Origin of the sequence: Rubrobacter marinus (assembly GCF_011492965.1) — a bacterium.
GTDB lineage: Bacteria > Actinomycetota > Rubrobacteria > Rubrobacterales > Rubrobacteraceae > Rubrobacter_F > Rubrobacter_F marinus.
In genome coordinates this window covers 424330-449293 of sequence record NZ_CP045121.1, presented here as the reverse complement: position 1 = coordinate 449293, position 24964 = coordinate 424330, and the positions used below count along the sequence as shown (strand labels likewise).

The 24964-nt window shown below is 65.8% G+C and carries 23 protein-coding genes; 3 read left to right on the top strand and 20 right to left on the bottom strand.

Annotated elements, in window-relative coordinates; genetic code table 11:
* Positions 1 to 240: 240 nt before the first annotated feature.
* The 15 genes from GBA65_RS02305 to GBA65_RS02235 form a co-directional block, all read right to left on the bottom strand.
* The gene (locus GBA65_RS02305; protein ID WP_207956083.1) at positions 241 to 4542 is read right to left on the bottom strand and encodes a bifunctional RecB family nuclease/DEAD/DEAH box helicase; all 4302 of its coding nucleotides are present in this window, start codon (positions 4540 to 4542) and stop codon (positions 241 to 243) included.
* Positions 4526 to 6604: a DNA methyltransferase gene (locus GBA65_RS02300; protein ID WP_166395197.1), complete on the bottom strand. Its 2079-nt coding sequence runs from the start codon at positions 6602 to 6604 to the stop codon at positions 4526 to 4528. The genes GBA65_RS02305 and GBA65_RS02300 overlap by 17 nt, the downstream gene beginning before the upstream one ends.
* A 577-nt stretch (positions 6605 to 7181) precedes the next feature.
* Positions 7182 to 7601 (bottom strand): hypothetical protein, encoded by a 420-nt coding sequence (locus tag GBA65_RS02295; protein WP_166395196.1) that lies wholly within the window; start codon positions 7599 to 7601, stop codon positions 7182 to 7184.
* A gap of 212 nt (positions 7602 to 7813) precedes the next feature.
* Positions 7814 to 8977 (bottom strand): Fic family protein, encoded by a 1164-nt coding sequence (locus GBA65_RS02290; protein WP_166395195.1) that lies wholly within the window; start codon positions 8975 to 8977, stop codon positions 7814 to 7816.
* Positions 8978 to 9116: 139 nt separating this feature from the next.
* A complete protein-coding gene (locus GBA65_RS02285) occupies positions 9117 to 10130 on the bottom strand; it encodes a metal-dependent hydrolase (protein ID WP_166398296.1) in 1014 nt (337 codons plus the stop codon).
* Positions 10131 to 10147: 17 nt separating this feature from the next.
* Positions 10148 to 10582 (bottom strand): hypothetical protein, encoded by a 435-nt coding sequence (locus GBA65_RS02280; protein WP_166395194.1) that lies wholly within the window; start codon positions 10580 to 10582, stop codon positions 10148 to 10150.
* 236 nt (positions 10583 to 10818) lie between these two features.
* The gene (locus tag GBA65_RS02275; protein WP_166395193.1) at positions 10819 to 11079 is read right to left on the bottom strand and encodes a hypothetical protein; all 261 of its coding nucleotides are present in this window, start codon (positions 11077 to 11079) and stop codon (positions 10819 to 10821) included.
* Positions 11076 to 11426, bottom strand: a complete 351-nt coding sequence (locus GBA65_RS02270; protein WP_166395192.1) for a TubC N-terminal docking domain-related protein — start codon at positions 11424 to 11426, stop codon at positions 11076 to 11078. Before GBA65_RS02270 ends, GBA65_RS02275 begins: the two co-directional genes overlap by 4 nt.
* Positions 11423 to 13645 (bottom strand): hypothetical protein, encoded by a 2223-nt coding sequence (locus GBA65_RS02265; protein ID WP_166395191.1) that lies wholly within the window; start codon positions 13643 to 13645, stop codon positions 11423 to 11425. The genes GBA65_RS02270 and GBA65_RS02265 overlap by 4 nt, the downstream gene beginning before the upstream one ends.
* Entirely contained in the window at positions 13642 to 13854 is a 213-nt protein-coding gene (locus GBA65_RS02260; protein WP_166395190.1) for a hypothetical protein, read from the bottom strand. The genes GBA65_RS02265 and GBA65_RS02260 overlap by 4 nt, the downstream gene beginning before the upstream one ends.
* Entirely contained in the window at positions 13851 to 14024 is a 174-nt protein-coding gene (locus tag GBA65_RS02255) for a hypothetical protein (protein ID WP_166395189.1), read from the bottom strand. The genes GBA65_RS02260 and GBA65_RS02255 overlap by 4 nt, the downstream gene beginning before the upstream one ends.
* 25 nt (positions 14025 to 14049) lie before the next feature.
* Complete coding sequence (locus tag GBA65_RS02250) at positions 14050 to 14265, bottom strand: MerR family transcriptional regulator (protein WP_166395188.1); 216 nt, start codon at positions 14263 to 14265, stop codon at positions 14050 to 14052.
* Positions 14266 to 14343: 78 nt separating this feature from the next.
* Positions 14344 to 15693, bottom strand: coding sequence for an RNA polymerase sigma factor (locus GBA65_RS02245; protein ID WP_166395187.1), 1350 nt, complete (start codon positions 15691 to 15693; stop codon positions 14344 to 14346).
* Positions 15694 to 16211: 518 nt separating this feature from the next.
* The gene (locus tag GBA65_RS02240) at positions 16212 to 16628 is read right to left on the bottom strand and encodes a PIN domain-containing protein (RefSeq protein WP_166395186.1); all 417 of its coding nucleotides are present in this window, start codon (positions 16626 to 16628) and stop codon (positions 16212 to 16214) included.
* 216 nt (positions 16629 to 16844) lie between these two features.
* A complete protein-coding gene (locus GBA65_RS02235) occupies positions 16845 to 17831 on the bottom strand; it encodes an HNH endonuclease (protein WP_166395185.1) in 987 nt (328 codons plus the stop codon).
* A gap of 149 nt (positions 17832 to 17980) precedes the next feature.
* On the opposite strand from GBA65_RS02235, the gene GBA65_RS02230 reads away from it, so the two are divergent.
* On the top strand, positions 17981 to 18907 hold the full coding sequence (locus GBA65_RS02230) for a DUF2726 domain-containing protein (protein ID WP_166395184.1): 927 nt from the start codon (positions 17981 to 17983) through the stop codon (positions 18905 to 18907).
* A gap of 40 nt (positions 18908 to 18947) precedes the next feature.
* On the opposite strand, the gene GBA65_RS24915 is transcribed toward GBA65_RS02230, so the two are convergent.
* The 3 genes from GBA65_RS24915 to GBA65_RS24905 all read right to left on the bottom strand — a co-directional run bounded on the left by GBA65_RS24915 (position 18948) and on the right by GBA65_RS24905 (position 20586).
* Complete coding sequence (locus GBA65_RS24915; RefSeq protein WP_166395183.1) at positions 18948 to 19829, bottom strand: Dyp-type peroxidase; 882 nt, start codon at positions 19827 to 19829, stop codon at positions 18948 to 18950.
* Entirely contained in the window at positions 19826 to 20344 is a 519-nt protein-coding gene (locus GBA65_RS24910; RefSeq protein WP_166395182.1) for a Dyp-type peroxidase domain-containing protein, read from the bottom strand. Before GBA65_RS24910 ends, GBA65_RS24915 begins: the two co-directional genes overlap by 4 nt.
* Positions 20345 to 20463: 119 nt before the next feature.
* Positions 20464 to 20586 carry a hypothetical protein gene (locus GBA65_RS24905; protein ID WP_266096535.1) on the bottom strand — a complete coding sequence of 41 codons (123 nt, stop codon included), beginning with the start codon at positions 20584 to 20586 and terminating at the stop codon, positions 20464 to 20466.
* Positions 20587 to 20844: 258 nt separating this feature from the next.
* On the opposite strand from GBA65_RS24905, the gene GBA65_RS02215 reads away from it, so the two are divergent.
* On the top strand, positions 20845 to 21999 hold the full coding sequence (locus tag GBA65_RS02215; protein WP_166395181.1) for an ImmA/IrrE family metallo-endopeptidase: 1155 nt from the start codon (positions 20845 to 20847) through the stop codon (positions 21997 to 21999).
* A gap of 4 nt (positions 22000 to 22003) precedes the next feature.
* On the top strand, positions 22004 to 22723 hold the full coding sequence (locus tag GBA65_RS02210; protein WP_166395180.1) for a hypothetical protein: 720 nt from the start codon (positions 22004 to 22006) through the stop codon (positions 22721 to 22723).
* A gap of 27 nt (positions 22724 to 22750) precedes the next feature.
* On the opposite strand, the gene GBA65_RS02205 is transcribed toward GBA65_RS02210, so the two are convergent.
* Both GBA65_RS02205 and GBA65_RS02200 read right to left on the bottom strand, forming a co-directional pair.
* Positions 22751 to 22945, bottom strand: a complete 195-nt coding sequence (locus GBA65_RS02205) for a helix-turn-helix domain-containing protein (RefSeq protein ID WP_166395179.1) — start codon at positions 22943 to 22945, stop codon at positions 22751 to 22753.
* A 311-nt stretch (positions 22946 to 23256) separates the two neighbouring features.
* Positions 23257 to 24450 (bottom strand): peroxidase family protein, encoded by a 1194-nt coding sequence (locus GBA65_RS02200; RefSeq protein ID WP_166395178.1) that lies wholly within the window; start codon positions 24448 to 24450, stop codon positions 23257 to 23259.
* Between the last annotated feature and the right edge of the window lie 514 nt (positions 24451 to 24964).

Genomic DNA, 24964 nt, shown 5'->3' with positions numbered 1-24964 from the left:
ACCGTCACGGCTGAAGCTCCCATAGCCGGGAGTGCTCGGCCGCCATGCGCAGGGTCTCCCCGCGCTTTCCCTTGGGTAGTCCGTCGAGACTCATCTCCCCCATGTCAGGCCAGGCTAGAAGCCCAGGCGCTCGAAGCTCTCTCCTTAACTTCATCTTAGCGTCGTGGTACCTCATGGTCATCAGCCACGGGGTGCCGTACTGCCATGGCGCGCGTTCGGGGTCTACGCAAGAGCGCCCTCCTACCTCCGATGCTTGAATACGCCCGGCACTTCTCTGCTCGTTCCGTCTTCGAGGAATCCGAGGGTCATGGGGCGCCCGTTGCCGCAGAAGGAGTCCGCGAAGATCTTCAGCAGACGGGAGCCGCGTAAAGTGTCGAGGTCTCCCGAAAGGTGGTCCACGATCTCACGGGAGACCAGCACGATCAGCTTCGCTCGCGGGCGGGAGGCCATGACGTTGAAGCGGTTGAGGCTCATGAGGAACTCGTCCTCGTCCGCTATCGCGTCGGGGTCGCCCAGGGCGTAGGAGGCGACGATCACGTCCCGCTCCTGGCCCTGGAAGCGTTCGACGGTGTCTACGGCGCTACGGATGAGACCCGGGTCGACGTTTGTCTCCGCGAAGACCTGCTGCAGGCGGCTCACGATGAGACCTTGCTGCGCGCGGTGAGGGGTCACAATGCCGACCGCTTCCTTCCAAAACTCCTCGGGCGAGTAGGCCGTGCTCCTGGTCGGAACGATGAGCTCGTGGGTCGCAGGGTTGCACTCGCCGAGCAGCTTGTCCACTGCGCGACCATAAAGCAGCGTAACTAAGGAGGACACGGCGTCGGCCTCGAACTGGTTCCACTGGCTGCTACGTCCCTCGGGGTAGACGAAGCAGGAGGCGGGTTGGTCGGGGTCGAGCAACGCCGACCACTCGGGCGTCCAGTAGAGCGGGGCCGGCCAATCCTCGGGCTTGTCGTTTGGCAGGGGTTTGAGGAGGTTTAGCCTGAGATCGGGGGAATAGCTGCTCAGGGTTCGCCTGTATCCCGCTTCCAACGAGAACTCCACCAGCGTGGAATTGGACCGGTAGTTGATGTCCAGCATCACGGGCTCGACCCCGTGGAAGTTTTCGCAGAAGGCGTAGACGGAGCCGACCATGTCCTCGAGGCTTAAAGGCGGCTCGGCTTGCTGGATGGGGGGCAATTGCTTGGGGTCGCCGGCGAGGACGATGCTGCCTCCTCGCTCCAACGAAGCCACGGCGAGTATCGAGAGGCCTACGTCCATCTGCGAGGCTTCATCGATGAGGATGAGGTCGAAGAACTCCCCCTGGGCGCCTGCGCCCTGCGCCAGGAGCAGGTTGTGGACCTGGGAAGGTGTTGTGCCGACCACGGTGATGCCCTCCCGGCCTTCGAGCCTGCTACACAAGTCCATCGCCCGGTTGGAAAGTTGGAATCGGTTGAGCTCCGTATCTATTTCGTCGGGGATGTTGGGATCTTTGGGCCTCGTGTAGCTCCGTACGCGGCGGACCTGGAAGGCGTCTTCGGGGAGCAGGGTCTTGAGCTTCTCGTAGGCGTCGAGCAGCACGACGTCCATGGCGTTGTAGTTCTGCGCGCATACGAGGATCCTGCTCCCTTTGCCCTGCCCATGCGCTTCGAGAACCGCGCCCAGGATCACGGCTCGCGCCGTGCGGCTCTTGCCGGTCCCTGGCGGCCCCCAGATAAGGGAGAGGCGTCGGGTGAGGGCCTCCTCCCATGCCCTCCACTGGGTGGGGTTGAGGCCGAGGCCGTGGCCTTTCAGGAGGTCGCGCACGGGCTCCAGGTCTCGACCGACCCGGGTCTCGTGCATGGTCTTGGCGCCCCACAAGAAGTCCGCGGGGGGAGTGTGGGTGGTGACGCGGGACCCTCGGGCGGTGATCTGCCCGATGGCCCGGCGTACCAGGGGGTTGTCACGCGCCGCCGGCGGGTTGCCGATCGCCTGCAGGGTCGCGAGCAGCTTCTTGGTGAAGTAGTCGCGGAAAACCCTGTCCAGGACTACGTCCGTATCGAAGTCCGCTATGCCTTCGTCCTCGAGGTCCTCGAGGCTCGGGGCATCGGGTCGGGTTTGGGGGTCCAGAGCGATCAAGCCCCGGTCCCGGTCGATGCCCGCGACCGTGACCCTGGTGACGTCTCCCATGCGGCGCTGGTACTCCGAAGCATAGGTCTGTTCGAGAGAAGTTCCCTCCGTCATGCTCTTCAAGCTGCGGTCCAAGAAGTCCGGCCAGTCTTCGGGCGCGAGCGCGAGCTCGAAGTCGCCTTCCTTGAACTTCACCTCCCGGCTGTTCGGCGCGAGGCGGTAGACCCTGCGGCCGGAGCGGGGTTTCAGGCCGAGGCTTCTAAGCGCATTCGCTTGCGCGTCCCCGAGGAGGCGTTCGGGAAGCCGGGCGCTCTCGAACTTGGCCTCCCGGCCGTGCGGCGGCAGGGCCCTCAGCTCCTGCACTTCCAGCCCCTGCAGGCCCGCGTTAAGTCTGGCGAAGGCGTACCAGAGTTGGCCGTCGAAACTGAGTCGGGACTCGCGCTGCGGCGGCCTTATGGCTTGTATGCGCGGGGCAGCCTGATTGGGGAGGAGCGGGCGCAGGTCGGTTTCCAGGCGACGGACGACGGCGTCGAGGGCCACGAGCCTTCGTGCGACCGTGCGCCTGAGGATTTCCATCTGGGCGGACCAGTGCCTGCTTCCGGTGATCCTCGACCACACCTCGTGGGCCCGCTCGGAGGGGATCTGGTCGCTCAACACGTCCTCGAAGAGCGGGTGGACGTCGAACGCCCTCATGTTCTCGGGGAGGTTGTCGGGGTAGTAGCAGCGGGCCGTTTCGAGCAGGCTGTAGTAGTGGGGCACGGGGGCGGCGAGGACGGCCCTCACGACGTCCCGAACCGTGGTAACCGGGGACTGGCGGGTGGAGAGCCTCGGGTTCTGCAGCAGGTCCTCCGGCGGGAAGAGCCAGGCCAGCTCCCATATGTCCCTTCTGTCGAGGACCGCCTCCAGGTGCCGCCCCACCACCCGGGAGAGGTGCTCGAACTGCAAGGAGTCCCAGAGGTAGAACTGGACCGTGGTCTGGCTATCGAGCCCGTAGGCCTCGTCGAGGATAGCGCCGATCCTGCCGAGGAAAGCCAGGAGCTCCCGGCGCTCCGACTCGAGGTCCTTAAGGTCCACGACGAACGACTCCGCCTGCCAACTCCGCTTCTGCCGGGGGGCGGGGTTCGTCGAGCCGTAAGGGCGCGGCTCCAGCCAGAACGCTTTGATGCCGAAGGAGAAGGTGATGGCGCTGCCGATGTCGAAGTCGGCGGAGAGGAAGATCCTGAGGTCGGTCCACTTCGGCATTACCGCGGACGTGCCGCTGTCCTTCGGGATGGTCGCCAAGCCTGTCCCGAGCGCTTCGGCTCTGCCGGAGACGACCGTACGCGTCGCCTTGAGGACGTGGTGGGAGCCGAAGGCCGGGTCCTCCGGCGGGCGTTTGGCGAGAACCTCCACGTCCCCCACCCCCCGTTCCCGCAGCGCGGCACTCGCTCCCCTGGAAATGAAGGCGACCCTGCTGAGGTGCCTCTCCCTCTCGGCCTCGGGCATGCAGTGGTCGGGGTGGTCCGTCCGCTCGCCTTTGCTCACCCAGGGGTATCCGAGGTTGTCGCAGCCCTTGCAACGGTTGTCCACGTGCCAAGGCAATTCGCCCCACGGTACGGAGAGCACCTCGGGCAGCTCTTCGCCGAAGAAGCGCCTCAGCCGGTAGGCGAAGACCTCGAAGGGGACCTGTTCCAGGTCCCGTGCAAGCGCCTCGCGCAACGCCTCGTCGGTCGGCTCCTCGCCTACGGCGTTCGTCAACCGTCTGTGGGTTATGGTGAGCTCGGCGGCCTCGTGCGAGCCGGGCCACACGGCGCCGTCGGGCACGACGACGAAGCGGTGGTCGAGGCCCTTATCCACGAGCCATCCGGCGAGCACCATGGTGTAGTAGGTCACCTCGGCGAAGTAGCCGGGCGAGGGCTCCGCCGTGAGCTTGATGTCTATGACGCGGAGCTGCAGGCGGCGGTCGTCAGCGCCGAGGGGGCGCGTCTCGCCGGAGGGGTCCACGCTCCTCGGGAAGCGGCCGGGCGGGAGGACCTCGATGATGTCGGGGCGCACCCCGGCGTATTCGAGGCCGTGCTCTTCGCGCAGGCCCACGATGCCTAAAGCGCCCTCGAAGGCGGGGCCGACCTCGTACTCGGCCTCGACCAGGAACCGGCCAGGGCTCACCGCGGCGAGGGCGTTTTGCAGCGGCATGTTCCGATACCGCAATTGTCCCGTACCGTCCGTGTACGCCTCGCCGACCACGAGCTCCTCGCCGAACGTCTCGGAGAGGTCCTGAAGCTTGGCCGCCTGCCACTCGTCGCCGAGTTGGGCGATCTGCTCGAGCCCGGGTCGGGGTTTCTGGGGAGGCGGCATGCCCTGCTCCTCCCTCTCGGGACGGAACCGCGCCGTGTCCGGCGACAGATTCAACCGGAGCTGTCGCTTGCACTCCGTTCGGAAGTACTGGGAGAGGACCTTTTTAGACAATTGAGGCATCGGGCGCTTCTTTCTGTTCGGTGGGGCCCGGGGGTGTCTGTTTCAAGGCGGCGGCGAGCGGCGTTCTCCCTTCCACCTCCGAGCACGAGAACATGCCGAGCGCACCCGCCACCAAGCAGGCCCGGAAGAAGTTGCGACGGTCCGCCTCGCGGAACCTCCCCTCGGTCATCTTCGAGAGCCTCTTCGCCCAGCGGCCGTAGTGAGCTCGGACGTGTTCCGATTGGGCTTCGGACAACTTCAGGGGTCCCGTAGTAGTAGCGCTACCGTCCTCAACGGCTACGAAGACGGCATCCCATTTGCTGGTGCCTTCGTGGTTGTGAGAGCCCGCGTTGCCGTCCCCGAGCAGGGGGAACACCTGTATGGGGCGCAGGCCGGCCTCGTTCATGGCCGAGGCGAGCGCGTGCCACGCTCCTGCTACCCCGTGTTGATAGGTGAACACGAGCCGCCCGTCCGCCTTCAGGACCCGGGCGACCTCACGAAAGCTCCGCGCGAGGGATGAGGCGTACTCTTCGATAGCGGCCTCGTCCCGGCCTCTAGCCGCCAGATTCTCCTCGAAGCCCGCGACCTCTTCGCCGTCGGCGGCGGCGAGCCCGAGAAGCTGTAGCCAGGGGAGGAAGAAGTCCGAGAGCTCGGAGTAGGCCACGTTGTCGAGGTAGGGCGGGTCGGTGAGGACGAGATCCACACTCTCGTCCTTCAGGCGGCCCCGTAGGTCGCGGGAGTTCGAGTGGAGGATCTCGGCGGACGCGCCGGCGGCGCTGTCGGAGACCGGGCGGAATCCGCCTTTCACCAAGGGCTCTTTGGGCTGGCGGGCGAACTCGATGGCGCGCTGCACCCCGTGCACGGCGTTGGGGAACGTGCCGCGGCCAGTGCCGTCGAGCCACGGGTTGATCTCGACCGGGCGCGTGACGTGCCGGTACGCGCGCACGGAGAAGAGCGGGGCGAGGCGGCGCCACCCGAAGGCGTAGTGGGACATCATGCAGTTGGTGGTGAGGTGATCGCTAAACGCTAGCGTCACGGCTTCGCGCTCGGGTTCCCCAAGCCCCGCTACGGCCTCGGCCAGGAGCGAGAGGTGCAGAAGCTGGCGCGCGTTGAAGAGTTCCGAGTACTTGTCGTAGCCGTAGTTCAGGAGGCGGTCGTCCGCCCGGCCTTCGCGGGGGATGCGCCGTTCGGGGATCCAGGGCAAGGAGCCGTCGGGTTCTGCCCGCTCCCGCAGCGCGCGCTCCGCCGACTCGAACACGCGCAGGTCTGCATCCGTGGCGGGTCGGAAACGTCGTTGGGAGAGGGGGACGCTCCTCTTGCCGGTGGGAGCTGTCTCCAGCGTCTCCAATGCGAAGAGACGCCATTCGGGGGGTCGACCGGTGCGGGCGGCCACGTCGATAAGGCGCTCTCGGCTCCCGCAACACGGGCAGGTCAACCTCCCGTACCGTACCGGGCCGGTCTGTATGGGCACCGTGACTACGCAGCCGTCGCAGCGCAGCTCCGTCTCCCCGCGGGGTAGCTCCTGGACGCCGTGGCATTGCGGGCAGAAGGCCCACTGCCTTGTACCTTCAGCTTCGTAGGCGAGTTGGTGGTGAGGATGGGCCTCCACGGTTTCTGCGCAGTTTCCGCAGGTGACGGTTTGGACCCAGAAGTAGTGGAGCACTATCCGATCTTCGCCTTCGGCGGTTTCGGTTCGGTAGTAGGGGGCGAGCCCTTCGCCGACCGCTTCCGTTAGTTGGGTTAGTGCCGGACTCAGGTCGGGGGCTTCGGCCGCGTGCGTCTCGAAGCGCGTGATCGCGCAGGCTACCGCGTCCACGTCGACCCCGACTACGTCCGCGCCCAGGCGCGAGGCCTCCACCACCGAGGTACCGCCGCCGACGAACGGATCTAGGACGGTTTTGCCGTGCCAGTGGTCCGTGCCCTCGTAGTAGGACTTCCAAAAGTCCCCTCCATCGGGCAGCGCAGCAGCCGTCAGTAGAGCGCGAAAAGCGGAGCCGAAACGTCGGGCGAACCAGCGGTGTGCTCCGTAGATCGGTCGAGGACGGCGGCCCTCACGGGACGCGAGCACGGCCAGGTCCTCCACGGGTAGAAGGCCCGCATCCAGCAGCCGGCGTTCCGAACCTCTTAGGTGTAGACGGGAGTCCTCGGTCAACGTGCCTGCTTCGAGATCGTCGTGTGCTTCGATTTTAGGCATTGGAGACCGCCTTCTCCGTGCGCTTCCTCTGCCTCAATTCTTTTGTCGTCGCCTGAGCTCGACCTCGGCATGGGCATGCTCCCCCAAGTTGAAAGTCGGCAGGCAAAGTCGCCCCATACGTACACGCGCCCCCCTGCTGTGCGCCCCCCTGCTGTGCGCCCCCACCTCTATGGTCTATTGTGCGCGACTCCCGCAAGCTGGTCAACGACTCACAGCCGGTGAGCTGCAAGAAGCTCGTCTATCAGACGGGGGGCCGTGGCGTAGACGTCTGTAGCCCGCCTCTAAGGGCTCGGTGCCGCCACGAGTAAGCCGCAGAGGGGACATCCACCCCGACCGCTTAGGTACCGGCCCCTACGTTTCTTTTTCGGCCCGCCCTATAGGACGTGTGGAGCGGGCACGGCAACCCGTACGGTTGCGGCAGTACCCACCTCGGGAAGGAGACCCCGAAAGGAGACCCCGCGTTGATTCACGTCCCCCGGATGCTCATGGCGCTCGTGACGGTCGCCGTCATGCTGCTCGCCCTGGCCCTGACCGCGACCGTCACCGCCACGACGTCGACCACCGTCCAGCCCACCTCCACCGCCAGCGGCTCAGCCGACGCTGACGGTTCCCCGCCGCCGAGGGCGGAGGACGCGAGCCCCGAGCCGGTGCAGGCGCGCGGCTGCTGGATCGTGTGTTGGAGGCGGTAGGGGTGTGCGCCCCAGAGGAGCGCGCCGCGTTCGATCGCCGAGTCGCCCGGCCCGTCCTCAACGCCACCGCGGTTGCCCTGGCCCTCCTGACCGTGCTCTTGGCCCTGCTCTTCGTCGCCGTCGTCCTCGTCGCCGCGGTGGAGGGCTCTGTAATCGAGGTGACCCGTGCTGCCAACGTCGCCTCCGCCATCGGGCAAGCCCTTTCCGGAGGCGTGTTCTCGGAGGAGGCCGTTTCCGATCCCTCGGCGCGGATCTGCTGTTTCTCCGGGGCCTGCCGCTAACCGTTAGCTTCTACGCCGGGGTGCCGTGTGATTCGCGGCACCCCGAACCTTTGCGCAACGACGAGGTTTGCGGCAGCGATCGAACTTCCCGACACGTCTGCGATAGCACACCATCACGTAAACCTTCTTTACAGCGGCTCCGTCCCTTCGTTGAGGATGGCGAGGTAACGCGCGTAGGCGAACACCCGCTCGCGCTTGCGGCCGGTGATTTCGCGCACGATGCCGAGGTTCTCCAGCGCGTCGACCGCGCGGGAGACGGTGGGGTAGCTGGCCCCGGTGCGTTCGGTGAGGTCGTTCAGGGTGGCGAGGGGCCGGTCGCGAAGCGCGTCGAAGACCCGCAAGGCGTTGGCCGCGGCGCGGCCGAGCGTCTGCACGCGGGCGGCGTCGTCGCGAAAGAGCGCGAGCAACCGATGCGCGGTGTCCACGGCCGCCCCTGCGGTGCTCGCTACTCCTTCCAGGAAGAAGTCGAGCCACGACTCCCAGTCGCCCTCGGCGCGCACGGTGTCGAGCAGTCGGTAATACTCGGCGCGATGCTGCTTGAAGTAGTAGCTGAGGTACAGGAGCGGCTGGCCGAGCACCCCGGCGTCGAAGAGCATGAGCGAGATCAGGAGCCTTCCGACGCGGCCGTTGCCGTCCAGGAAGGGGTGGATGGTCTCGAACTGCGCGTGGGCGAGCGCGGCTTTGACGAGCGCCGGCAGGCCGTCGTCTGCGGCGTGGATGGCGCGCTCGAGCGACGCCATGCAATCTTCGACGAGCTGCGGCGGGGGCGGCACGAACTGGGCGTTGCCGGGACGGGTGCCGCCGATCCAGTTCTGGCTGCGGCGGAACTCGCCGGGCTGCTTGTCAGCGCCGCGTCCGCGCACGAGCAGCTTCTCGTGCACCTCGCGCAGCAGGCGGTTGGAGAGGGGGAAGTCCTCGCGCAGACGGGCCATGCCGTGTTCGAGCGCGGCGACGTAGTTCGAGACCTCCACCACGTCGTCGAGGGGTACGCCCGGCGCCTCGTCGAGTTCGAAGAGCAGCAGGTCGGACAGGGAGGATTGCGTCCCCTCGATCTGGCTGGAGAGTACCGCCTCGCGCCGGACGTAGGCGTAGAGGAACAGGTCGGGGTCGGGCAGCAGGGCGGTGACGCCGTCCAGCCGCCCGCAGGCGAGCAAGGCCCGCTCGAGCAAGCGCTGGCGCTCGCCAAGGAGTTCGAGCGGCGGGTCGGGCGGCAGCGGCGCGGGCACGAAGGCACGCACGGCCTCGCCACCCATGGCGGTGATCTCGTACTCCCCGGTAGCTCCACGCTTCATCGCTATCCTCACCGGTGTGAATAAGCCTTGCGGCTATTAACTAAACAGTGCATATTCGTTAATAGTATAAGCCCGGCGCCTTTGGGTTGTCTTCGACGACGGCATCCAGGCGCCGGCTCTCGGCCTGCGACTCCTGCGCTCAATAATTCTCTACCGTAGGACACGCGCCCCACAGGCCCGCGCCCTCTCCCTTCGCCTCTTCCATCGCCCGCTCGAACTCGCGGCGGTACTCGTGGGAGAAGGTCGTCGTGCGGGCGAGCCCCAGTTCCAGGAGGTCCTCGTTGAAGAGGTGCTCGTACTCCCCGCCCTCCCCGTCCGCGTCGAGCCACACGTACGCGAGGGTCCTCCCGTAGGCGTCCTCGGAGTCCCCTATGCGGGGGATCTCCAGCCTCACCAGCCGGCCCGGCCGCAGGACGTCGCCCTCGGCGTCGGTCTGGGGCTCGCGGAGGACGCGCTTGGTGTGCTCGGAGGCCTCGGGGCCGAAGCAGCCGATGGGCCCCTCGGGGTCGACCGTCTCGGGGGTGTCCACGCCTATCAGCCTAACCTGCGTGGTGAGGTTCTGCGCCCTGACCTCTACCGTGTCGCCGTCGGTTACGGAGACGACCTCGCCGTAGAGGGCGTCCGATCCCGCCATGCGGTGCAGCAGGCCGTCGAAGCCCGCGCGGCTGACCGGGTAGAAGAGGAGCGCGAGGACGAGCGCGACGGCGACGAAGACCCTCTCGGAGTTGCCGCCCGACACCACCCGGTACTCGTCGCGACCGGGGAAGACGGCGATGACTCTGCTCGGCCAGAAGAGCTGCACGCCCCCCAAGGTCATCATGTCGGCGAAGAGGTGGGAGCCGTAGCCGACGAGGACGGCGACCATCGGTGCGGGGTGGCCCACGAGGAACCAGAGCAGGGGCCCCAGCAGGGCGGTGACCAACAGGAGGGCGACGAAGGAGTGGAGGAAGCTCCTGTGGCCGAAGCGCTCGTGCAGCCACTGGGAGGGGGCGCCGAGCTGGTGGCCGAGCCAACTCTTCGGGTAGTCGGCGTCTGGGAGGATGGAGCAGACGGCCGCGGCAAGAACCGAGGGGGTCTCGTAGTGGACGTCGAAGACGGCGGAGGCCGCGAACCAGCAGCACTCGGCGAAGACGACGTGGGTGGCTACCTTCAGCTTCTGCTCCCCTTCCCCTAGTCCTTGGGGCGCTGCATCTTGAAGAAGAACGGGCGCAGGCCGTACATGAGGGCGAAGCCCAGGCCCGCGAGGATGTAGAGGCTCTGGTCGTCGAGTCCGAGGCTCACGTAGCGCACGGCCATCGCGACGGCGGCGAGGACGAAGATGGCGGGGGTCATGTCCACGTAGCGCTTCTCGTCCTCCTGGCGCAGTTCCTCAACCTCGGCGCCGAGTCGCTCTAAGGCGGTGCGGGCCGTGCCGGCGAGGCGTCCTTCCACCACGACGCGCTTGCCCTTGAGGGCGGGGCCGACGACGTGCTCGATCTCGCCGATGGAGGAGCGGTAGAGGGCGCGCTGCAGCCCGGCCTCGTCCACGGTCCTTCCCCGCACCTCGCCGAGGTCCTTAGGGTCGAGCAGGCCCTCGCGCCAGGCGACTATTGCCAGGTGGACCATCGCCGCCTTCTTCGCGCCGGCCGGGATCCTGAAGGCCTCGCCGGCGCTTCCCCCGCCTCGTACCCCGCTCCTTGGAACGTCGCGGCCGGTCCTACCCAACGAGGGGTCTTGTCTGCGCCGCCTCCGGTTGTTCGATGCGGTGTCGAAGTCCAGCTCGTTTCGCCTCCCTCTCGCCGGTGTGTGTCAGCTTCTCTCTTATAAGGGGTTTCTCACACACCACTCCGCCCCCTTTTGCTTCATGCACGTTGCCCCTCCCTGCGCACGGCGTCGAGATCGGGGTCGCGCCGATCGAGGAGGAGCAGGACCAGGCCCTCCTTGTGCCGACGGATGCGCCGCCTCGCGCTCCGGGCGCTCGTCTCCGGGAGCGAGCGCAGGCCGTCGACGATCAGGCCGTAGTCCAGCACTACCCCGTCGGGGTCGTCCTCGACCCACACCTTGAGGCCAAGGGCGCGGAGCTCCAGGTACAAGGATCGGGCAGCGCCTACGTACTCGCTCACCGCTCGTCCCTCCCCCGCCGCCGGTAGGCCTTGGCCGACTCCACGACGCTCGGAAGGCACTCGGAGGCCTTGACCTCGTGCCACTCGCCGGTGGTGGGGTCGTGCAGGGCGATCCAGCCGGGCTCCTTGCTCCACCGGATCACGAGCCCCCGCCTGTCGGCCTCCTCCAGCCTCTTACTCTCCCAATGCAGGAGCTTGAGAAGCTGGGCTTTGTTCTCGGCGAGGCTCTGCCTGAACGCTCCGGTCAGGGCACCTTTCGGCGCATCCACGCGCAGGGAGAGGCCGTCCGCCTCGAGGCGCACGCCGCGCTCCCTCAAGTCCTCGAGGAGGGCGCGGGCAGCCGTCACAGCGTGAACCTCTCGCGTTCATCGTCGGGCGCGTGCTCCTCGGGGCCGCTATCACGGGCGTGCAGGCGTGCGCCGTTTTCGGAGGGGATGGCTACCCCTCCCCCCTCCACCGCTGCGTGAGTTTCCGAAGAGGGGGGAGGGGGGTTGTGTATCCCCCCGTTTTCGCCTGCACGCTTGCACGCTTCGAGCGCGTCGGCGAGCGCTTGCGGGCGCGGCAGGATCTCCAGGTCCTCGGGCAAAGGATCGGCGGGGACGAGGCGGGAAGGCTTGCGGGGGTTGTCTTCGAGGTCTCGGAGGTGGCCGCGCTCTTTGGCCGCCCTGACCCTGCGGGAAGCGGCGGAGCGGTCCAGACCGAGCTTTTGCGCCACCTGCGTAACGGCAACAGGCTCGGCCTTCTCGGCGTGCAGGCGTGCGACCGCGTGCACCGCGTCTCGCACGCCCTGGGGCACGGTCGTCTCGACGCCCTCGGAGACGAGATCGGCGACCAGGGCGCGCACCCCTGCGTAGTCGTCCAGCGTAGCTACGACACGGCCCCGGTCGTCCTTCTCGCGGCTCGCCTGGTGCAGGACGGCATGGGTACGGATGAGGTTAAGGACCGCCCCGAAGTCCCGCCGGAGCCTGACGGCTATGGGAGGGACCATGCGGGCGAGGGCCTGAGCGTAGGGGACAGTGACACGGCGGGAGGCGGCGGAACTCGAGAGCCACTCCTGGAGGGCGTGCCAGGGGGTGAGGTCCACCTCCTCCCTCTCTTCCTTGGCGAGGGCCGCGAGGACGTCGCGGGTCTGCTCCTGGGTGTCGGCGACGGTGAGGGAGATCAGGCGGGTCTCGTTCTCGGGGTGGAGCTTCACGGCGGTGGTCGTGACGATCAGGCCGGTCGGGCCCTCGCGCTCTATGAGGCGCACGCGCAAGCCCTCCGACGTCTTCTCCACGAACTCGTAGCGCAGGCGGCCCTCGGAGAGGAGAGAGCGGATGAGGTAGGTCGCGAAGTCGCTCGCCATCCCCTCGGCCTCAAAGAAGACCAGGAAGCGGTGCTTGATGGGCTCCTCGGAGTAGGCGAGCGCCTTCTCGCTCATGGCGGTGAGGGCGTGGTAGGCGGCGTCGGGGAAGAACGAGAGGACCTGCTCTGTGAGGTAGGTCTTGCCGCCGGAGGAGGGGCCCTTGACCGCCACGCTCACGGGCTTCTCCAGCAGCCTGCTCGTGAGGGCGAGGTAAAGAAGTTTGGCAGTGCGCGACTCGCCGGCGACGCGGCGCCCGAGCTCGTCGGCGAAGACCGTCAGGACGTCGGGGGCGAGCGCCAGGGGCTCGCAGGAAGCCCACGCCTCGCGCGCCGCCTCCTGGGCCTCGCTCTCGGCCAGGTCGAGCCAGGCCACGGTCACCGAACGCGCCGCTTCGAGGCGCTGCGCGAACCGCTCGGGGGATTGCAGGTGGAGATCGGAGACGTCCTTCGCCCCGTCGAGCTGGACGCGGTGGAGCTTCTCGCGGATTGGGGAAGCGGCCAGCCTCTCCCAGAAGGCCTCGCCGCCCGTGTCGGGCTCGACCATGACGTAGACCTTCCCAACGGCTTCGAGGTGCTCCGCCCACTCGTTGCGCCAGCTGCTCGCGCCCGGCATCCCGAGCGCCGGGAGGCCGTGGTGCCAGAGGGTGTGGCAGTCGCTCTCGCCCTCGACGAGAAAGGCATAGCCTTCCTCCTGGGCATACCCGAGCCGCCACAAACCGTATAGCGCGGGCTTAGACCCCTTGCGCCAGCGGAAGCGATCGTCCCCCTTGGGGCCCTTCTCGAGGGCTAACCGGAAGCGCACGGCTACCTCAGAGCCGTCCTCGTCGAGATAAGGGATCCTCACGGCTCGTTTGCCCAAGTAGTGTGTGTCGGAGAGCCCGAACTCTTGGAGGAGCTCGACGGGCAAGTCCTTAGCCAGGGCGTAGGTCATGAGCGTGCAGGCGTGCACGCGATCCCGGGGGGTAGCATCATCCCCTCCCCCGTCGTTGCCGGCGAAGAGGTCCGTCTTGCCGACGCCCTTCTCCGCGAGGGAGAAGAGGACCTCGTCCTGCTTACAGCCTGCGAAACAACGGACAAGCACGCGACCGTCCTCCGCCTCGCGCACGCGCAGGTTCGGTGTGTTGCGGTCGTCGTGGGCGGGGCAGAGGGCGAGGTACTCGCCATTCCCGACGGGGCCTCTGGCGACATCGAGTGCTTCCAACACGCGCTCGATAGGCTTCACGCCGCCCTCCGGTTGTGCATCCGGGCCGCTCCGCCGGCGCGAACGATGAGCGCCGCATGGTCGGGGCCGAGCGGCTCTACGGTCGCGTCCTCTCGCCAGGCCGCGCGCTCGGAGACAAGACGCTCGGTGGCGCCGGGGACTCGGACGTCGAAGACGACGAGTTCGTACGGCCTCCCTTCCGCCGAGGAGGTGTTGGGGATCGTGGTCATGCCCTCCTCCCCACGCGCGAGTTGCGGCCGGGCTCCGCCTCCCGCTTCGCAAGGGCGTGGTGGTGGGCCTCCTTGAGCGCGGCCCGCTCCTGGGCGATGCCCCTGGCGGTGGACCAGTCGCGCCTGCGGACCGCGTCCCGCTCTTCTAGCTCCAGTCTCTCGATGCGCACGGCGAGGGGACCGGCTCCGGACGGCTTACCGTCCATCGCCGTTCCTCGCGGTGCGCCGGTTGCGCAGGTGCTCGATGTCCTTCCGGGTGTAGTAGCGGTGGCCGTTCGTGGGGTCGCGACGGGCGGGAGGAAAGAAGCCTCGCTCCTCGCCCTTCCTGAGCCACTCGACGGAAATGCCGAGCTCGCGAGCGACCTCCGAGGTTCTGTAGGTGGTGCGCTGTTTTGCGTCCTTTTCGTCCATGCGACGAAGGTACGGGAGGGGGTGCGGCCGGAGTACCGGAATCCGAAGGGTCGCCGAATTCCGGGGTAAAGCGCGGGTTCAGGCTATGCCGGGCTCGCCTTTCTCGTCACGGGGACGCTCCTCCTCGGGACGCTCGGCATCGGTGTCGGAGAGACGGCGCGCCGCCCTGACCTTCATGATCTGGGCCTGCGCCTCCCAGCCTTCCGCGCCCAGAGCCCCCTTGAGGACCGACCTCGCACGCCGGACCATCTTGCGAACGGTGGGGTGGTCGCCCTTGTGGGCGATGTCGTCGGGAGGAGGAACGCCGAGCTCGCGGCCGATCTCGCGGTAGGTCAGGCCCTCGACGTCCTTGAGGACGGCGGCCTTTATGTCGCGGTTTATGAGCCTGGTGGCTGCGGGCGGTATGCGCCGACCCGGCGTGCCGTACTCGACGAAGGACATGAGCTTGCGCAACCCTTCGAGGTAGGCGTTAACGTAGGAGCAGGTTTCGACGACGAGGGCCGTCCTCTCTTGGAGGGGCAGATCGTCGAAGCCGGGGCGGTGGTAACGGAGGACGGCGAGGACGTAGTCGAGGGCTGCGTGGTAGCGGAGGGACTCCAGGTCTTCTGCGAGGCCCGTGGGGGCGCCCCTGGCGCCGAGGACCGCCATCCAGCGGTCCCAGAAGGACTCGCCGTAGGAGGGCATGATTCCGGGCAAGACCCGGCGCAACTTCTCCGTGTCGAAGGTTCGCCCTTCGAGGGAGGTCATCGCGGCGAAGATGGCCCTGTCGGAGCGCAGGGGCTCGTCGGAGACGGCTATCTCCCCGTAGCCGCGCTCGGAGCGGCCCGCGTCGAGCTGCAGCCAGTAGACCTTCCCTGCCTCGCCGATGCGCACGGGGTAGGCCTCCTCGTAGAGCGGCAGGGGCTTCGGGACCGCGGAGAGGTCGCCCGCCTGCTGCTTGAGGGGCAGGCTCATCGACTCCTCCATGCCGTGGTAGCCGACCCTCACCAGCTCCTCCATCCACTCCTGGGCGAAGGGACGCAGGTCGGGTATGCCGAAGGTCATGCCGGCGTAGAGGTCCTCGCGGTAGGCCTCAAGGTTGCCGTTCCAGGGCGCGTGATCCCAGGGGTTCCTCGGCGGCGCGGGCAGCAAGACCCCGACCCATCCGTCCTCGAAGAACTCGTCGCGGGCCTCGTCGTTCATTTCGGACAAAAGTTCCCGCAGGGCCGGGAAGCGGCCCTCCGCCCTGCCCTCTTCGAAACGCTCGCGTACCTCGGCGAGCAGGGCCTCGTCCTCGGAGAGGCGCTCGGCGAACGAGCGGCCGTACGCCTCCACCCCCGGGCCGAAGGCGGGTCCGAAGAGCTCCTTTAACTCCTCCGACAACCTCCGACGCTGCTTCTCGAGCTCTTCCCTCATGCGTGCGTCTTGGGGCGCCATCGTGCCGACCACGCCGACCTCCTTTCCGCGGAAGCCTCCGACTCCTCCCACGCTTTCTCTCCGGTTGTCCTCTTCCATCGCATGCCTCCCCTCACCAGGTGAGCCCTGTCCTCCCTTATGGATGAATCTTCTCGAACCGACACCGGAAGTTGTCCCTACTTTGGGGGGGTTTTGGGCGACGAAAGTAGGGGGTGTAATTGGCTCATCGTCTTGGGTCTTTGCGCTTCGGAGGCAGCCTCTGCTCTCTGGCGATGGCCCTGCGCGAAACTACGGGCGGCTCGAGATTCCGGGAGGTGTGTCGTCTGTGGCGCCGACGGAAGACCGGAAGCGGAGGGTAGTGCAACGGTCGCCTGCGAACGCGCAAGTTGTTATCGAGGGCGGCTTTGGCGCGAGGCAGGTCTTGCGGCATTACGGTTTTGCGTACCGGCAGGGAGGTGGTCGCAGCCGAGGGAGGGGGACGAAGGCCGATGGCGCTGCTCGTCGAGAGGAGCCCCGCCGGTGGCGCCGCGGGGCGTCGCCGAAGACGCCCTTTATCCTCCGGTTTCAGATGCGAAAGGGTTCACGACCCGCACCCCATCGTAGCTATGTCCTGCGCCCAGGTCCTCGGAGTAGAAGACGCAGCACCCAAAGGAGCGGGCGCTGGTTAGGATCATGGCGTCCCAGAAGGAGACGCTCATCTGCTCGTGCAGCTCCACGGCGGAGAGGATGTCGCGGGGGCCCGGCGAGTGGACCCCTCCAGGCGGAGAGTCCTCCACCAAGGCGGCGGCGTCGCGCGAGGGCAGCGGCCTGGGGACCTTGCGTGTCAGGTTGACGAACAGCTCCTGGAGGACCTGCACGCTCAGGCAGCCGGAGCGTTCCCGCCACAGGCCGGCGATCAGGTCCCTGGCCACCTCCCTCTTCGGCCCGGCCGAAGCGTCGTGGGCGTACACGAAGAGGTTGGTGTCCAACCGCGTGCCTTCGTCGCCGGTGGCTGATGCCCCGCTCCCCGCGGTAGGGCCGCCCAGGCCGGTCTACCGGGTGAGGCGTAGCCTGGAGGTCCTCGCGCCGCCGGACCTTCTGGCGCGCCGTATTTCCATTTGCGGCCCGTTTGCTTCCAGCCCGATCGCCGAAATATCCTGTATGTTCTCGGCCGTTGCTGTCGAGAACCGTAGCCTGGCATTCCCCTACCTCAGCACGTTTTCTCTGTGCCACTCCAGGGAACGGAGATCGGGCCGATGCGCCTCCGCCGAGGGGTGGAAGATGGCGCGCCCTTCCAGGCTCGTCAGGTAGCCGGGGAGGTTGTCGGGGACGCCGAGTTGCCGGGAGGCCAGGACCTCGTAGCTTTGCGAAACCCCGAGCAGGCCCTCGTCGAAGGTCCAGTGGCACGTCCTGCACAGCGCCAGGCCGTTGGCCGGGCGGTCGTCCTGCGTCTCGCTCCACGGTACGATGTGCGCCGCTGCGACCGCGGTGCGCCCGTCGAGCGTGCGAACTCGGATGCCGCACAGGGCGCAGCGGTGGGAGTACGCGTTGACGATGGCCCGCCGGAACCCGCCGTCGCGGACGGCGGGACGGTACGCTTCTTCGATGGACAGCGTCTCCTGCACTTTAGGGTCCCTGGGGCGCTTCAGCAGCTCCTCGCTGTAGACGAAGGCGCCGCGGTTGATGGCGCTCTGCTCGACGAGGGGTCGCCTCGCTTCCGGCGAGAAGTACGTCTCGATCAGGACGCTCCGAAGCCGGTCGCGGTTCTCCTTCGAGCGGATCGCATCGTAGAGCTCCCCGTCCAAGCGGGCCCCGATGACCTCTTCCCGGAGCCGGGCCAGGGACGTTATCTGCGGGCCGATTCCGGCGGCCTCGTTCCTCGGGAGCAGGTGCCAGAATTCTTCGCTCCTCAGGTGGAAGAAGGGCAACGCGAGGTTGCCCGTGCGGCCGAAGGGCAGGATGCGCTCCCAGTACCGGCCGAACAACTCCGCGATATCTTCCGAAATTTCGACGAGGTTCGAGGAGAAACCGCCGGAGTCGAAGAGGTCGAGGACGCACAGAAGCAGGATGGGCTTGTGCGGGGCCTGATGAGCCGTGAGCTCGGACCACACCTTGCGGTTCCTGTTGGTCCGTAGCCGGGCGAAGAGGTGCGCGTAATCATCTGTGCCAAGATTCATCGGTATAGACGGCATGTTAGCTCTTGTGTTCCTTCTTACGCTAGTCCAAAAAAGGCCAAGCAGGCACTGCTCCACCACGATGAACCCCTATGCGATGATGCTTGAGAGGTGCAGTTCTCGCGGACGTAGGATCGTTAGATACACTTAGAACAGGAGGGTCGGAGATGGATCGCCGCAAGAAGATCCTCGTCAACTCTAACGAAGCAGCCACGGAGAAGGAACTCTGGAAAGCGGCCACCGAGCATGGTGCTAGGGTCTTTCCGAAGGTGCGGGTTGCCGATGCCCTCAATGTGCAATCTAGTGGCCTATCCGATGAAGAATACGGCTACGCGCTACGGGCCCACTTCGATTTTGTGGTCGCGGACAAACGTTCGCTGCCCCTCTTCGCCGTCGAGTTCGACGGGTCACATCACGAGAACGATTCGAAGACGATCTCCCGCGACGAGCTCAAGCGCTCGCTGTGCGACAAGCTGGGCTTGCCCCTGCTCAGGGTCGACGCCGATTACCTGAGGCGCGGAGTCGGTAGGTTTAGTCTGCTGGGGTGGTTCGCCGAGGTGTGGTTCATGCAGGAGGCGTTTTATGCTGCTCAGGAGGACGGATCGGTTCCCTTGGACGAGCCTTTCTTCTACTCGAACATCCTCGGCTTCGGATACATGGACGGGGGCCGTTTAGTCGCGATCGACAACCTGGAGCCCGAGGAGCAGGTTAGGTTGCTGATGGAGCACCAGGGCCAGATGATAGTGCATAGACCGTACGACCCTTTCCTACCGTATCGTGCCTTCATCGTGCGCTCGTACAAGAAGGGCGCCTGCCAGCGTCCCGTCCCCGACGAGGTCGCGGTCACCGAGCCGCGAGGCTACGAGGTAGCGCTAGCCGTCCTGCCCGTTGCACCCGACCGCGTGATCGTTGGCCGATCGCGCGTGCGCTCCTTCATGTTCCCGCCCGTGTCGTCGAGGGAGTTGGCGGTAGAGCTCTCCGTGGTAGATGCCGCGAGGAAGCTCAAGCTGTATGGAGAGGGCAAACACCGAGCATATTCCAGTAGGCACGCGGATCTGCTACGAGCGCGGGTCGCGCGTTCGAAAAAGCGATGACCGGCTACTCGGTTTTGCCACCTCGTCGCCGGCGCATCCCCTAGCCGCCGTAACCTGGGGCGGGCCCTGGTCGGACGCGGTTGTCGAGCTTCACGAGCTGACGCCGCTGAGTGACCGTGAACGTATGCTCCGGCATCGGCTCGAGGTGCGCAGGAGTACTGACCTCGCGCAGCACGAGCGGCGTGTTGAGTGGCACGTCGTCAGACACGGCGTGTCCGGCGGAGTCTGTCATGAAGACCCCGCCTATTGGCTGGTTGGTGTCGGCCTGGAAGACCTGGAACCCGATGCCGCCGACCTCTGCCAGAACTCGGTTGCCGGAGGCGTCGATTACGCGCTTGCGTATAACAATGCGTCCCGGCCCCCTGGACCTACCTGCTGTCGGGGGCGGATCGAAAATGCTGGCGCCGATGAAGCGGTTGTCGCGCGGGGGCACGAAGAAGAAGCCGGCCTTCTCGATGGTCGCGTAGCCCTCGATGAACAGCCTGTCCATCCCGCTCCCAGCCGCGGGGAAGTTGGGGTTGAACTCCCACTTGTTCAGCATCACCTCGAAGGCGTCGAGCGAGGACTGGAAGCTCACGAACTGCAGACCGCCGTCGAGGCCGCCGTCTTCCCTGATGTTCAGGTACGGAACTCCGCGGCGGAAGATCAAGGTCCGGTCGTGCAACGCCCCGCGAGGCCCCGTCTTGCGAACGTGCGAGTTCGGGCTCGGCGTGGGCGCCACGAACTCGCCTTCCGTACGAGGATCTGTTCCCGCCTGCAGATCCAGGCGCGAGCCGTCGGTCTTCCTGCGACCGATGATCTGCTCCTGATCCGCCACCGGGAGCGCGTTGAAGCGGTCGAGGTCCTGCCTCACCTTGAGATACGCCATGTAAGTGCCGTCCTCGGCCCAATGGGGCTCGTCGGGCGCCAAGTCGCGGTTCACGAAAGCCACTCGGCGCCGAGGTTGCCCGGGACGTTTCGAACACCGTCCTTGAAACCCGAGAGCTCCCTGCCGTCCTCGCGCTGGAAACCGCGCTCCACGCTCGTCTTTACCAGGCCGAGGCTACGCGTGCCCGACAGCCCTTCGATGAACCGAGCCGCCGCGGCCTCCGAGGTGGTCATAATGTAGAAGAGGACGTCCTGCGCAGCCGCGGCAGGGTCGACAACGCCCTGAACGAGTGGCGGCGAGGTTAGACCGACAGGCATTTTCTGCTCCAGACCGAAGCGCGGCGAGGTACCGGTCACGAAGAAGGTGGGCCCGAGCCCGACGGCGACGCTAGCCACGCGCTCGCCCCTTACCGGGGCGGTGAGTTGCGCGACCAGCTCGCTCGCCTTACGGAGCCAAGTCTCGACACCGGCACGGTCGAGATCCGCCCTCAATGAGGCGAACACGAGTAGGGCTTCCGCCCGGTGGTCCCTGATTACTTCGTCGGGCAGTACGCCCTCGGCATGCGCCATCCGTCTTCTCCTTCTCTCTCGGTAGAGCCGACACGTTCCCAGCCGTTCTGTACTTGCGGAGGGAAGGGCATAGCTCCGAGAGCCTCATAGTGATGCTCGCCAGAGCTATGCCCTTCCCGTTACTTCTTACGAGGCTTGCCGGCGTCGGAGCGCTTTTTGCGCCACGAGCCGTCCTTGTTGCGGTCCCTGGGCTGCTTCCCAACGTGGGGGATGCCTTTGCCCGCCCTTCTATCTGCCGCCATCTCAGCCATCACCTCCTTTCCGGGGGAGTGTAACAACTACTTCTTTATGCAGTGTAACTGAGCTGCGCTATACTGTCAATGCGGGTGTAACTGAACCTCGTTCAGAGGCTAGAAGCACGGTCTTATGGGCAACAAGTACATTGGGGAGTCGTGTAACTACTTCGCCCTTGACGGTAAGATACAAGTCGGGAAGAAGGCGGAGGAGGTCGGACGGTGGGGCTAGGTAGTCGACTAAGGGAGCGAAGAGACAGGGCTAGGTTGACCCAGGCAGCTGCGGCTCGCGCCATAGGCGCGAAGCGGGAGCTGGTCAGCATGTGGGAGACCGAAGCCCGCGTTCCGAGTTTGAGGCAGCTTGAGGAGTTGGCCCGACTGTACCGGGCTAACGTAGGCTACCTGCTCGGCGAGGAGGAGCTCGACGAGAGGAGAGAGCGAGAAGCCCTCTACGGCGAGCTGGATTGGGACGCGGAGGCGAAGTTGGAAGTCGAGCGTTGGCTCGACTTCCTCGACGACTGGGCAGAGTTTCTGGAGGACGTGGGCCAGGAGCTTCCAGGGCCTTCGAGGCCCCCGCGCGACCTGGACGAGGGCCAGATGGTCGTCGACGCACGCAGGGCCCCCAAGCTGGCGGCAGCGGTGCGGGAGTACTACTGGTTGGACCTGACCACCGCGCCGGTGGACCTCTACGCCTTCTTCGAGGAGGCGGAAGTGGCGCTGGTGTACCGTGCCCCGCTGGGCGATATAGGCCGGGGCAGCGAGGGGGTATCCGGGGCCTTCTACAACCACCCGAAGCTAGGCTACAGCATCCTCGTCAACGCGGATACCGCTCCTGGTCGTCAGGCCTTCACCATGGCGCACGAGTTCGCGCACGCGCTCTTCCACTACCAGACCGTGGGGGTGATCTCGCGCAAGGGGGATCGGGACCCCAAGGAGAGGTTCGCGGACATCTTCGCCGCCCACTTTCTGGTTCCCAGCAGTGCGCTCCGCGAGCTCGCCGAGCCGAGCTGGAAGGAGAACGGAGTCGAGCCCTACCGTGCGGTGAGCTTGGCGGCACACTTCCAGGTGAGCTACGCCACTTTGCTGTACCGGCTCCGGCAAGAGGGGCTCATTCCGGAGTGGAATTACGAGAACCTGAAGGGCTACAGCCCGAGCGCTATGGCCAGGCAGTTGGGCCTGGAAACCGGGCTCTTCCGCATACCGGAGCGTCGTCCCCTGTACCTCGAGCGCTACCCCATCTCCGTCCTCGAATGGGTGAAGTCGGCCGTCGAAGAGGAGGAGTTGAGTCATGCGCAGGCCGCAGATCTCCTGAAGGTGGACGTGGTCACCTTCAGACATCAGATCGGATTGTTGGAGAATCCTCCCGAAGCCACCAGGGAGGAAGAGCAGGAGTTCGACCAGCTGCCTCCCCGGGTGGCGTAGGAGCGTGGATGTCGAAGAGCCCTGGGTAGAGCAGGCCCTGAGCGGAGGCTGCATCGCCGACACCAGCCTGCTCTCCAACTTCGTCAACACGGGCTACGCCCATCTTCTCGACCGGCTCCTCGGTGGGCCGGTCTTTCTTTCGCCCTCCGTGCTGGACGATCAGGAAGCTATCCCCCCGCTTGACCCGCTCGATGCAGAGCCCTCATCCGAGTTCCTGCGGCCTCTGTACCTTTCGCAGTTTCCGGGCAACGAGCCCTACAAGCCTTGGGCGTCATATATCAGGGCATTTGCACTGGGTAAGGGCACCACGTGGCAGACCGCAGCTCCTACCACAAGTGAGTTGGCCCTGGCCTCGACCTTCAGGAGCAAGAAGATTCGCAACGAGGTCCGCCGACGGTGCCCGGACGTCCGAGGCAGGATAGAGCTCGACGCCGGCGAGGCCGAGGCCGCCGCAGTCGCCGCGAGCCGCGGTTTTGCCTTCCTCGTGGACGACAGAGCTGCGGTACAGCTGGTGCGTTGCCTGTACCCGGGCGTTCCTGTGCTGAGGACCTGTGGTCTGCTGGCGCACGCGGTCCGAAAAGGTCACCTGCCGTGCGACGAAGCCGCGGACCTTTTCAACCGGCGCCTCGCGCGGGAGATGGGCTTCTACGCCTCCCGCAGAGACGCCGGGGTCAAGCAGCGTCTCCGGCTCCGCTGCGGTCCTCCCCGATGCATCTGGGAGTAACCCTCGGAACTACCCCCAAAAAGGGTCCTAGCCCTGGACAACGTTTGTGTAGCTCTGGCCTTCAAGCCAGCGGTCGAGGTCCTTGCGGCTCACCCGCACGCTGCGACCGATCTTGACGGCCGGGATCTCGCCCTCGGCGACCAGCTCGTAGGCGCGGCTGCGGGCTATGCGCAGCACCTTCGCCACCTCCGGGACCTTCAGGTACTCGTGCTCGGCGTCCATCTCGCCCTCCCGCGTCCGCTTGCCGTTGCGTCGATGCTACGGCGCGTCCTGGGGCTCGCGTACCGGAAAACGAAGAGGGTTCGGATTCCGGGTGCGCCGGGGCTCGAAAGGAGGAGAGGCGCGCGTTGGGCGCTTCGGGTTCAACCGACGCCTCCTGCCGGCCTCGAGGGGCTTGAGGCGGGGAGCCGGGCACAGATAGATACTCAGGTCCAGCCCCAGGGCATCGGCGGCCTCCGCCAAGCGCCATAGGCTGATCTTCTGCCACCCGTCCCACTGGTTCTTTCACCGCTGCAGTTTAAGCAGGTAACTGGTTATGCAGCGGTTACATCCCCCGAAGCAATAAGTAAGGCAGCCATATCGAATTTTCCATTCCGTTTGAGGTCTTCGAAGGGCTCCCAACCAGGGTCCTCACTAATGAAGGAACGCTCGTCATTTTCCAGTAGCCCTACTAGAACCTCGGCAACGATCCGCCCACCGACCGGACCAAGCCGCTGGCCGCTAGCGAGCGCTCCAGCCTCAGCTAGAATCCAGTACCATAATGGAGTTTCCCCCTGTCCCCGCGCATCCCGGTACGGTTGGCCGCCAAGCTGTTCGTCAGTGAGAATCTGTAGGCCATGAGTCGGCCTACCAGTTTGGTTAAGCACAGCAAGCATATGGTTCGCCACGGCCTCACCAGAGGGCAGGCCCATGGCGACGCCGCGGCGCAGGTTGCGAAATGCTAGTAACCGCTCGTCAGGTTGAACATCGGAGGAACCTCCGGGAGGTCCAGGGAACATGCGAAACAAGGCCGAGGAGAGCTTGGTATCGATAAGCCGAGTAGGTTGTGGGTTGCTGCCGTTGAAGTCGAAGAACAGGCGCCACTCGATTCTGTTGCTCGCGGTGATCCTTGTAGACCCACGCAGGTCGTTGCCCGTAGCATCACCGTCTAGTGCGAACAGCGGCAAAGGTCCGGAACTATTATTAACGACGTAGTCGGGGCGTACTTGGCTGTGGCCGAATCGGTAAGCAGCGACGCTGAACTCTACCGGAATAGCATTTCGCTTCCCCTCGGTAAAGAAGATTGGTCCAGCTAACAGCACGTCGTCAACGAGGTCCTCGCCAACAATGCGAGGCAAGAAATCGTGCAGCACCACCCACTGATAGTGCCAGCGCGTGAAACGCCGTGCCGTCTCAAAATCGCCTCCGAAACGCTCCATAAACCTGTTGTGCAGGTTGGCGAAGACCAGATGCACCTGTGCTACGAGCTTATTTTCGTCGTTACGCGGATCGCCGATGATGGCTACGGCCTCGCCTGGTCCCTGACCGGTACCCGCACGCCGCTGTAGATCTCCGCGCCCGTCTTCCCGGCCTTCTACTAGGAGGCGGTCGCTCTTGTCGTACAGGTACGGATGGACCTCGGGACCAAGACCGTACACGCTGTCCAAATCGAAGGTGGGAGTACGGGCATTGGGCAGCTCACCGATTAAGTTGCGCCGAGAAGGATCTGAGGTGAAGTCCAGCGTCAAATCGTGGTCTATGAACTGACCAAGGTAGGTGTAGCCGGCAGGAATTAGCGAGTTATCGTTTGGCTGCGGTTGGGATTGTCCGCCCCACCCCCCAGGCTGGCTCTGGTCAGGTTCGACCATTGGCCCGGAAGAACCGCCTATACGATGCAGCACGGAGCGCGGTACTACCAGCGGCCGTAGCTCTGGGAAAAGGCGTAGGTAATCTGCCTGTTCGGGATCACGCGGACGCAATTGCCTGTAACTCACTTCGGGACCATCGCCGCCATGCGAGGTGACACGTGGATCCGGCACTGTACCTCCCCCCTTATCGATATCTTAGTTACATTAGTATAGCCGATAGAAAGTACTGCAACCCGTACTGCAACCGGGCCAGATCAGGCCGGTACAGGGCGGAACAAGCAAAGAAGTCATGCTTGCAAAACACCTGCAAAATATGACAATTTAGGACGCAGCGGAACGGGCCGGAATCGGGGGTAGGGGACTACGAATCAGAAGGCCGCAGGTTGGAATCCTG

Bases quoted from the DNA above. Each gene is read 5' to 3' on its own strand.
- GBA65_RS02260 (WP_166395190.1), bottom strand. From the start codon at position 13,854: ATGACCACGATCCCCAACACCTCCTCGGCGGAAGGGAGGCCGTACGAA.
- GBA65_RS02280 (WP_166395194.1), bottom strand. From the start codon at position 10,582: ATGGTCCACCTGGCAATAGTCGCCTGGCGCGAGGGCCTGCTCGACCCT.
- GBA65_RS02250 (WP_166395188.1), bottom strand. From the start codon at position 14,265: ATGGACGAAAAGGACGCAAAACAGCGCACCACCTACAGAACCTCGGAG.
- GBA65_RS24910 (WP_166395182.1), bottom strand. From the start codon at position 20,344: ATGGCGCATGCCGAGGGCGTACTGCCCGACGAAGTAATCAGGGACCAC.
- GBA65_RS24905 (WP_266096535.1), bottom strand. From the start codon at position 20,586: ATGGCGGCAGATAGAAGGGCGGGCAAAGGCATCCCCCACGTTGGGAAG.
- GBA65_RS02230 (WP_166395184.1), top strand. From the start codon at position 17,981: ATGGATCGCCGCAAGAAGATCCTCGTCAACTCTAACGAAGCAGCCACG.
- GBA65_RS02305 (WP_207956083.1), bottom strand. From the start codon at position 4,542: ATGCCTCAATTGTCTAAAAAGGTCCTCTCCCAGTACTTCCGAACGGAG.
- GBA65_RS02290 (WP_166395195.1), bottom strand. From the start codon at position 8,977: ATGAAGCGTGGAGCTACCGGGGAGTACGAGATCACCGCCATGGGTGGC.
- GBA65_RS02205 (WP_166395179.1), bottom strand. From the start codon at position 22,945: ATGGACGCCGAGCACGAGTACCTGAAGGTCCCGGAGGTGGCGAAGGTG.
- GBA65_RS02235 (WP_166395185.1), bottom strand. From the start codon at position 17,831: ATGCCGTCTATACCGATGAATCTTGGCACAGATGATTACGCGCACCTC.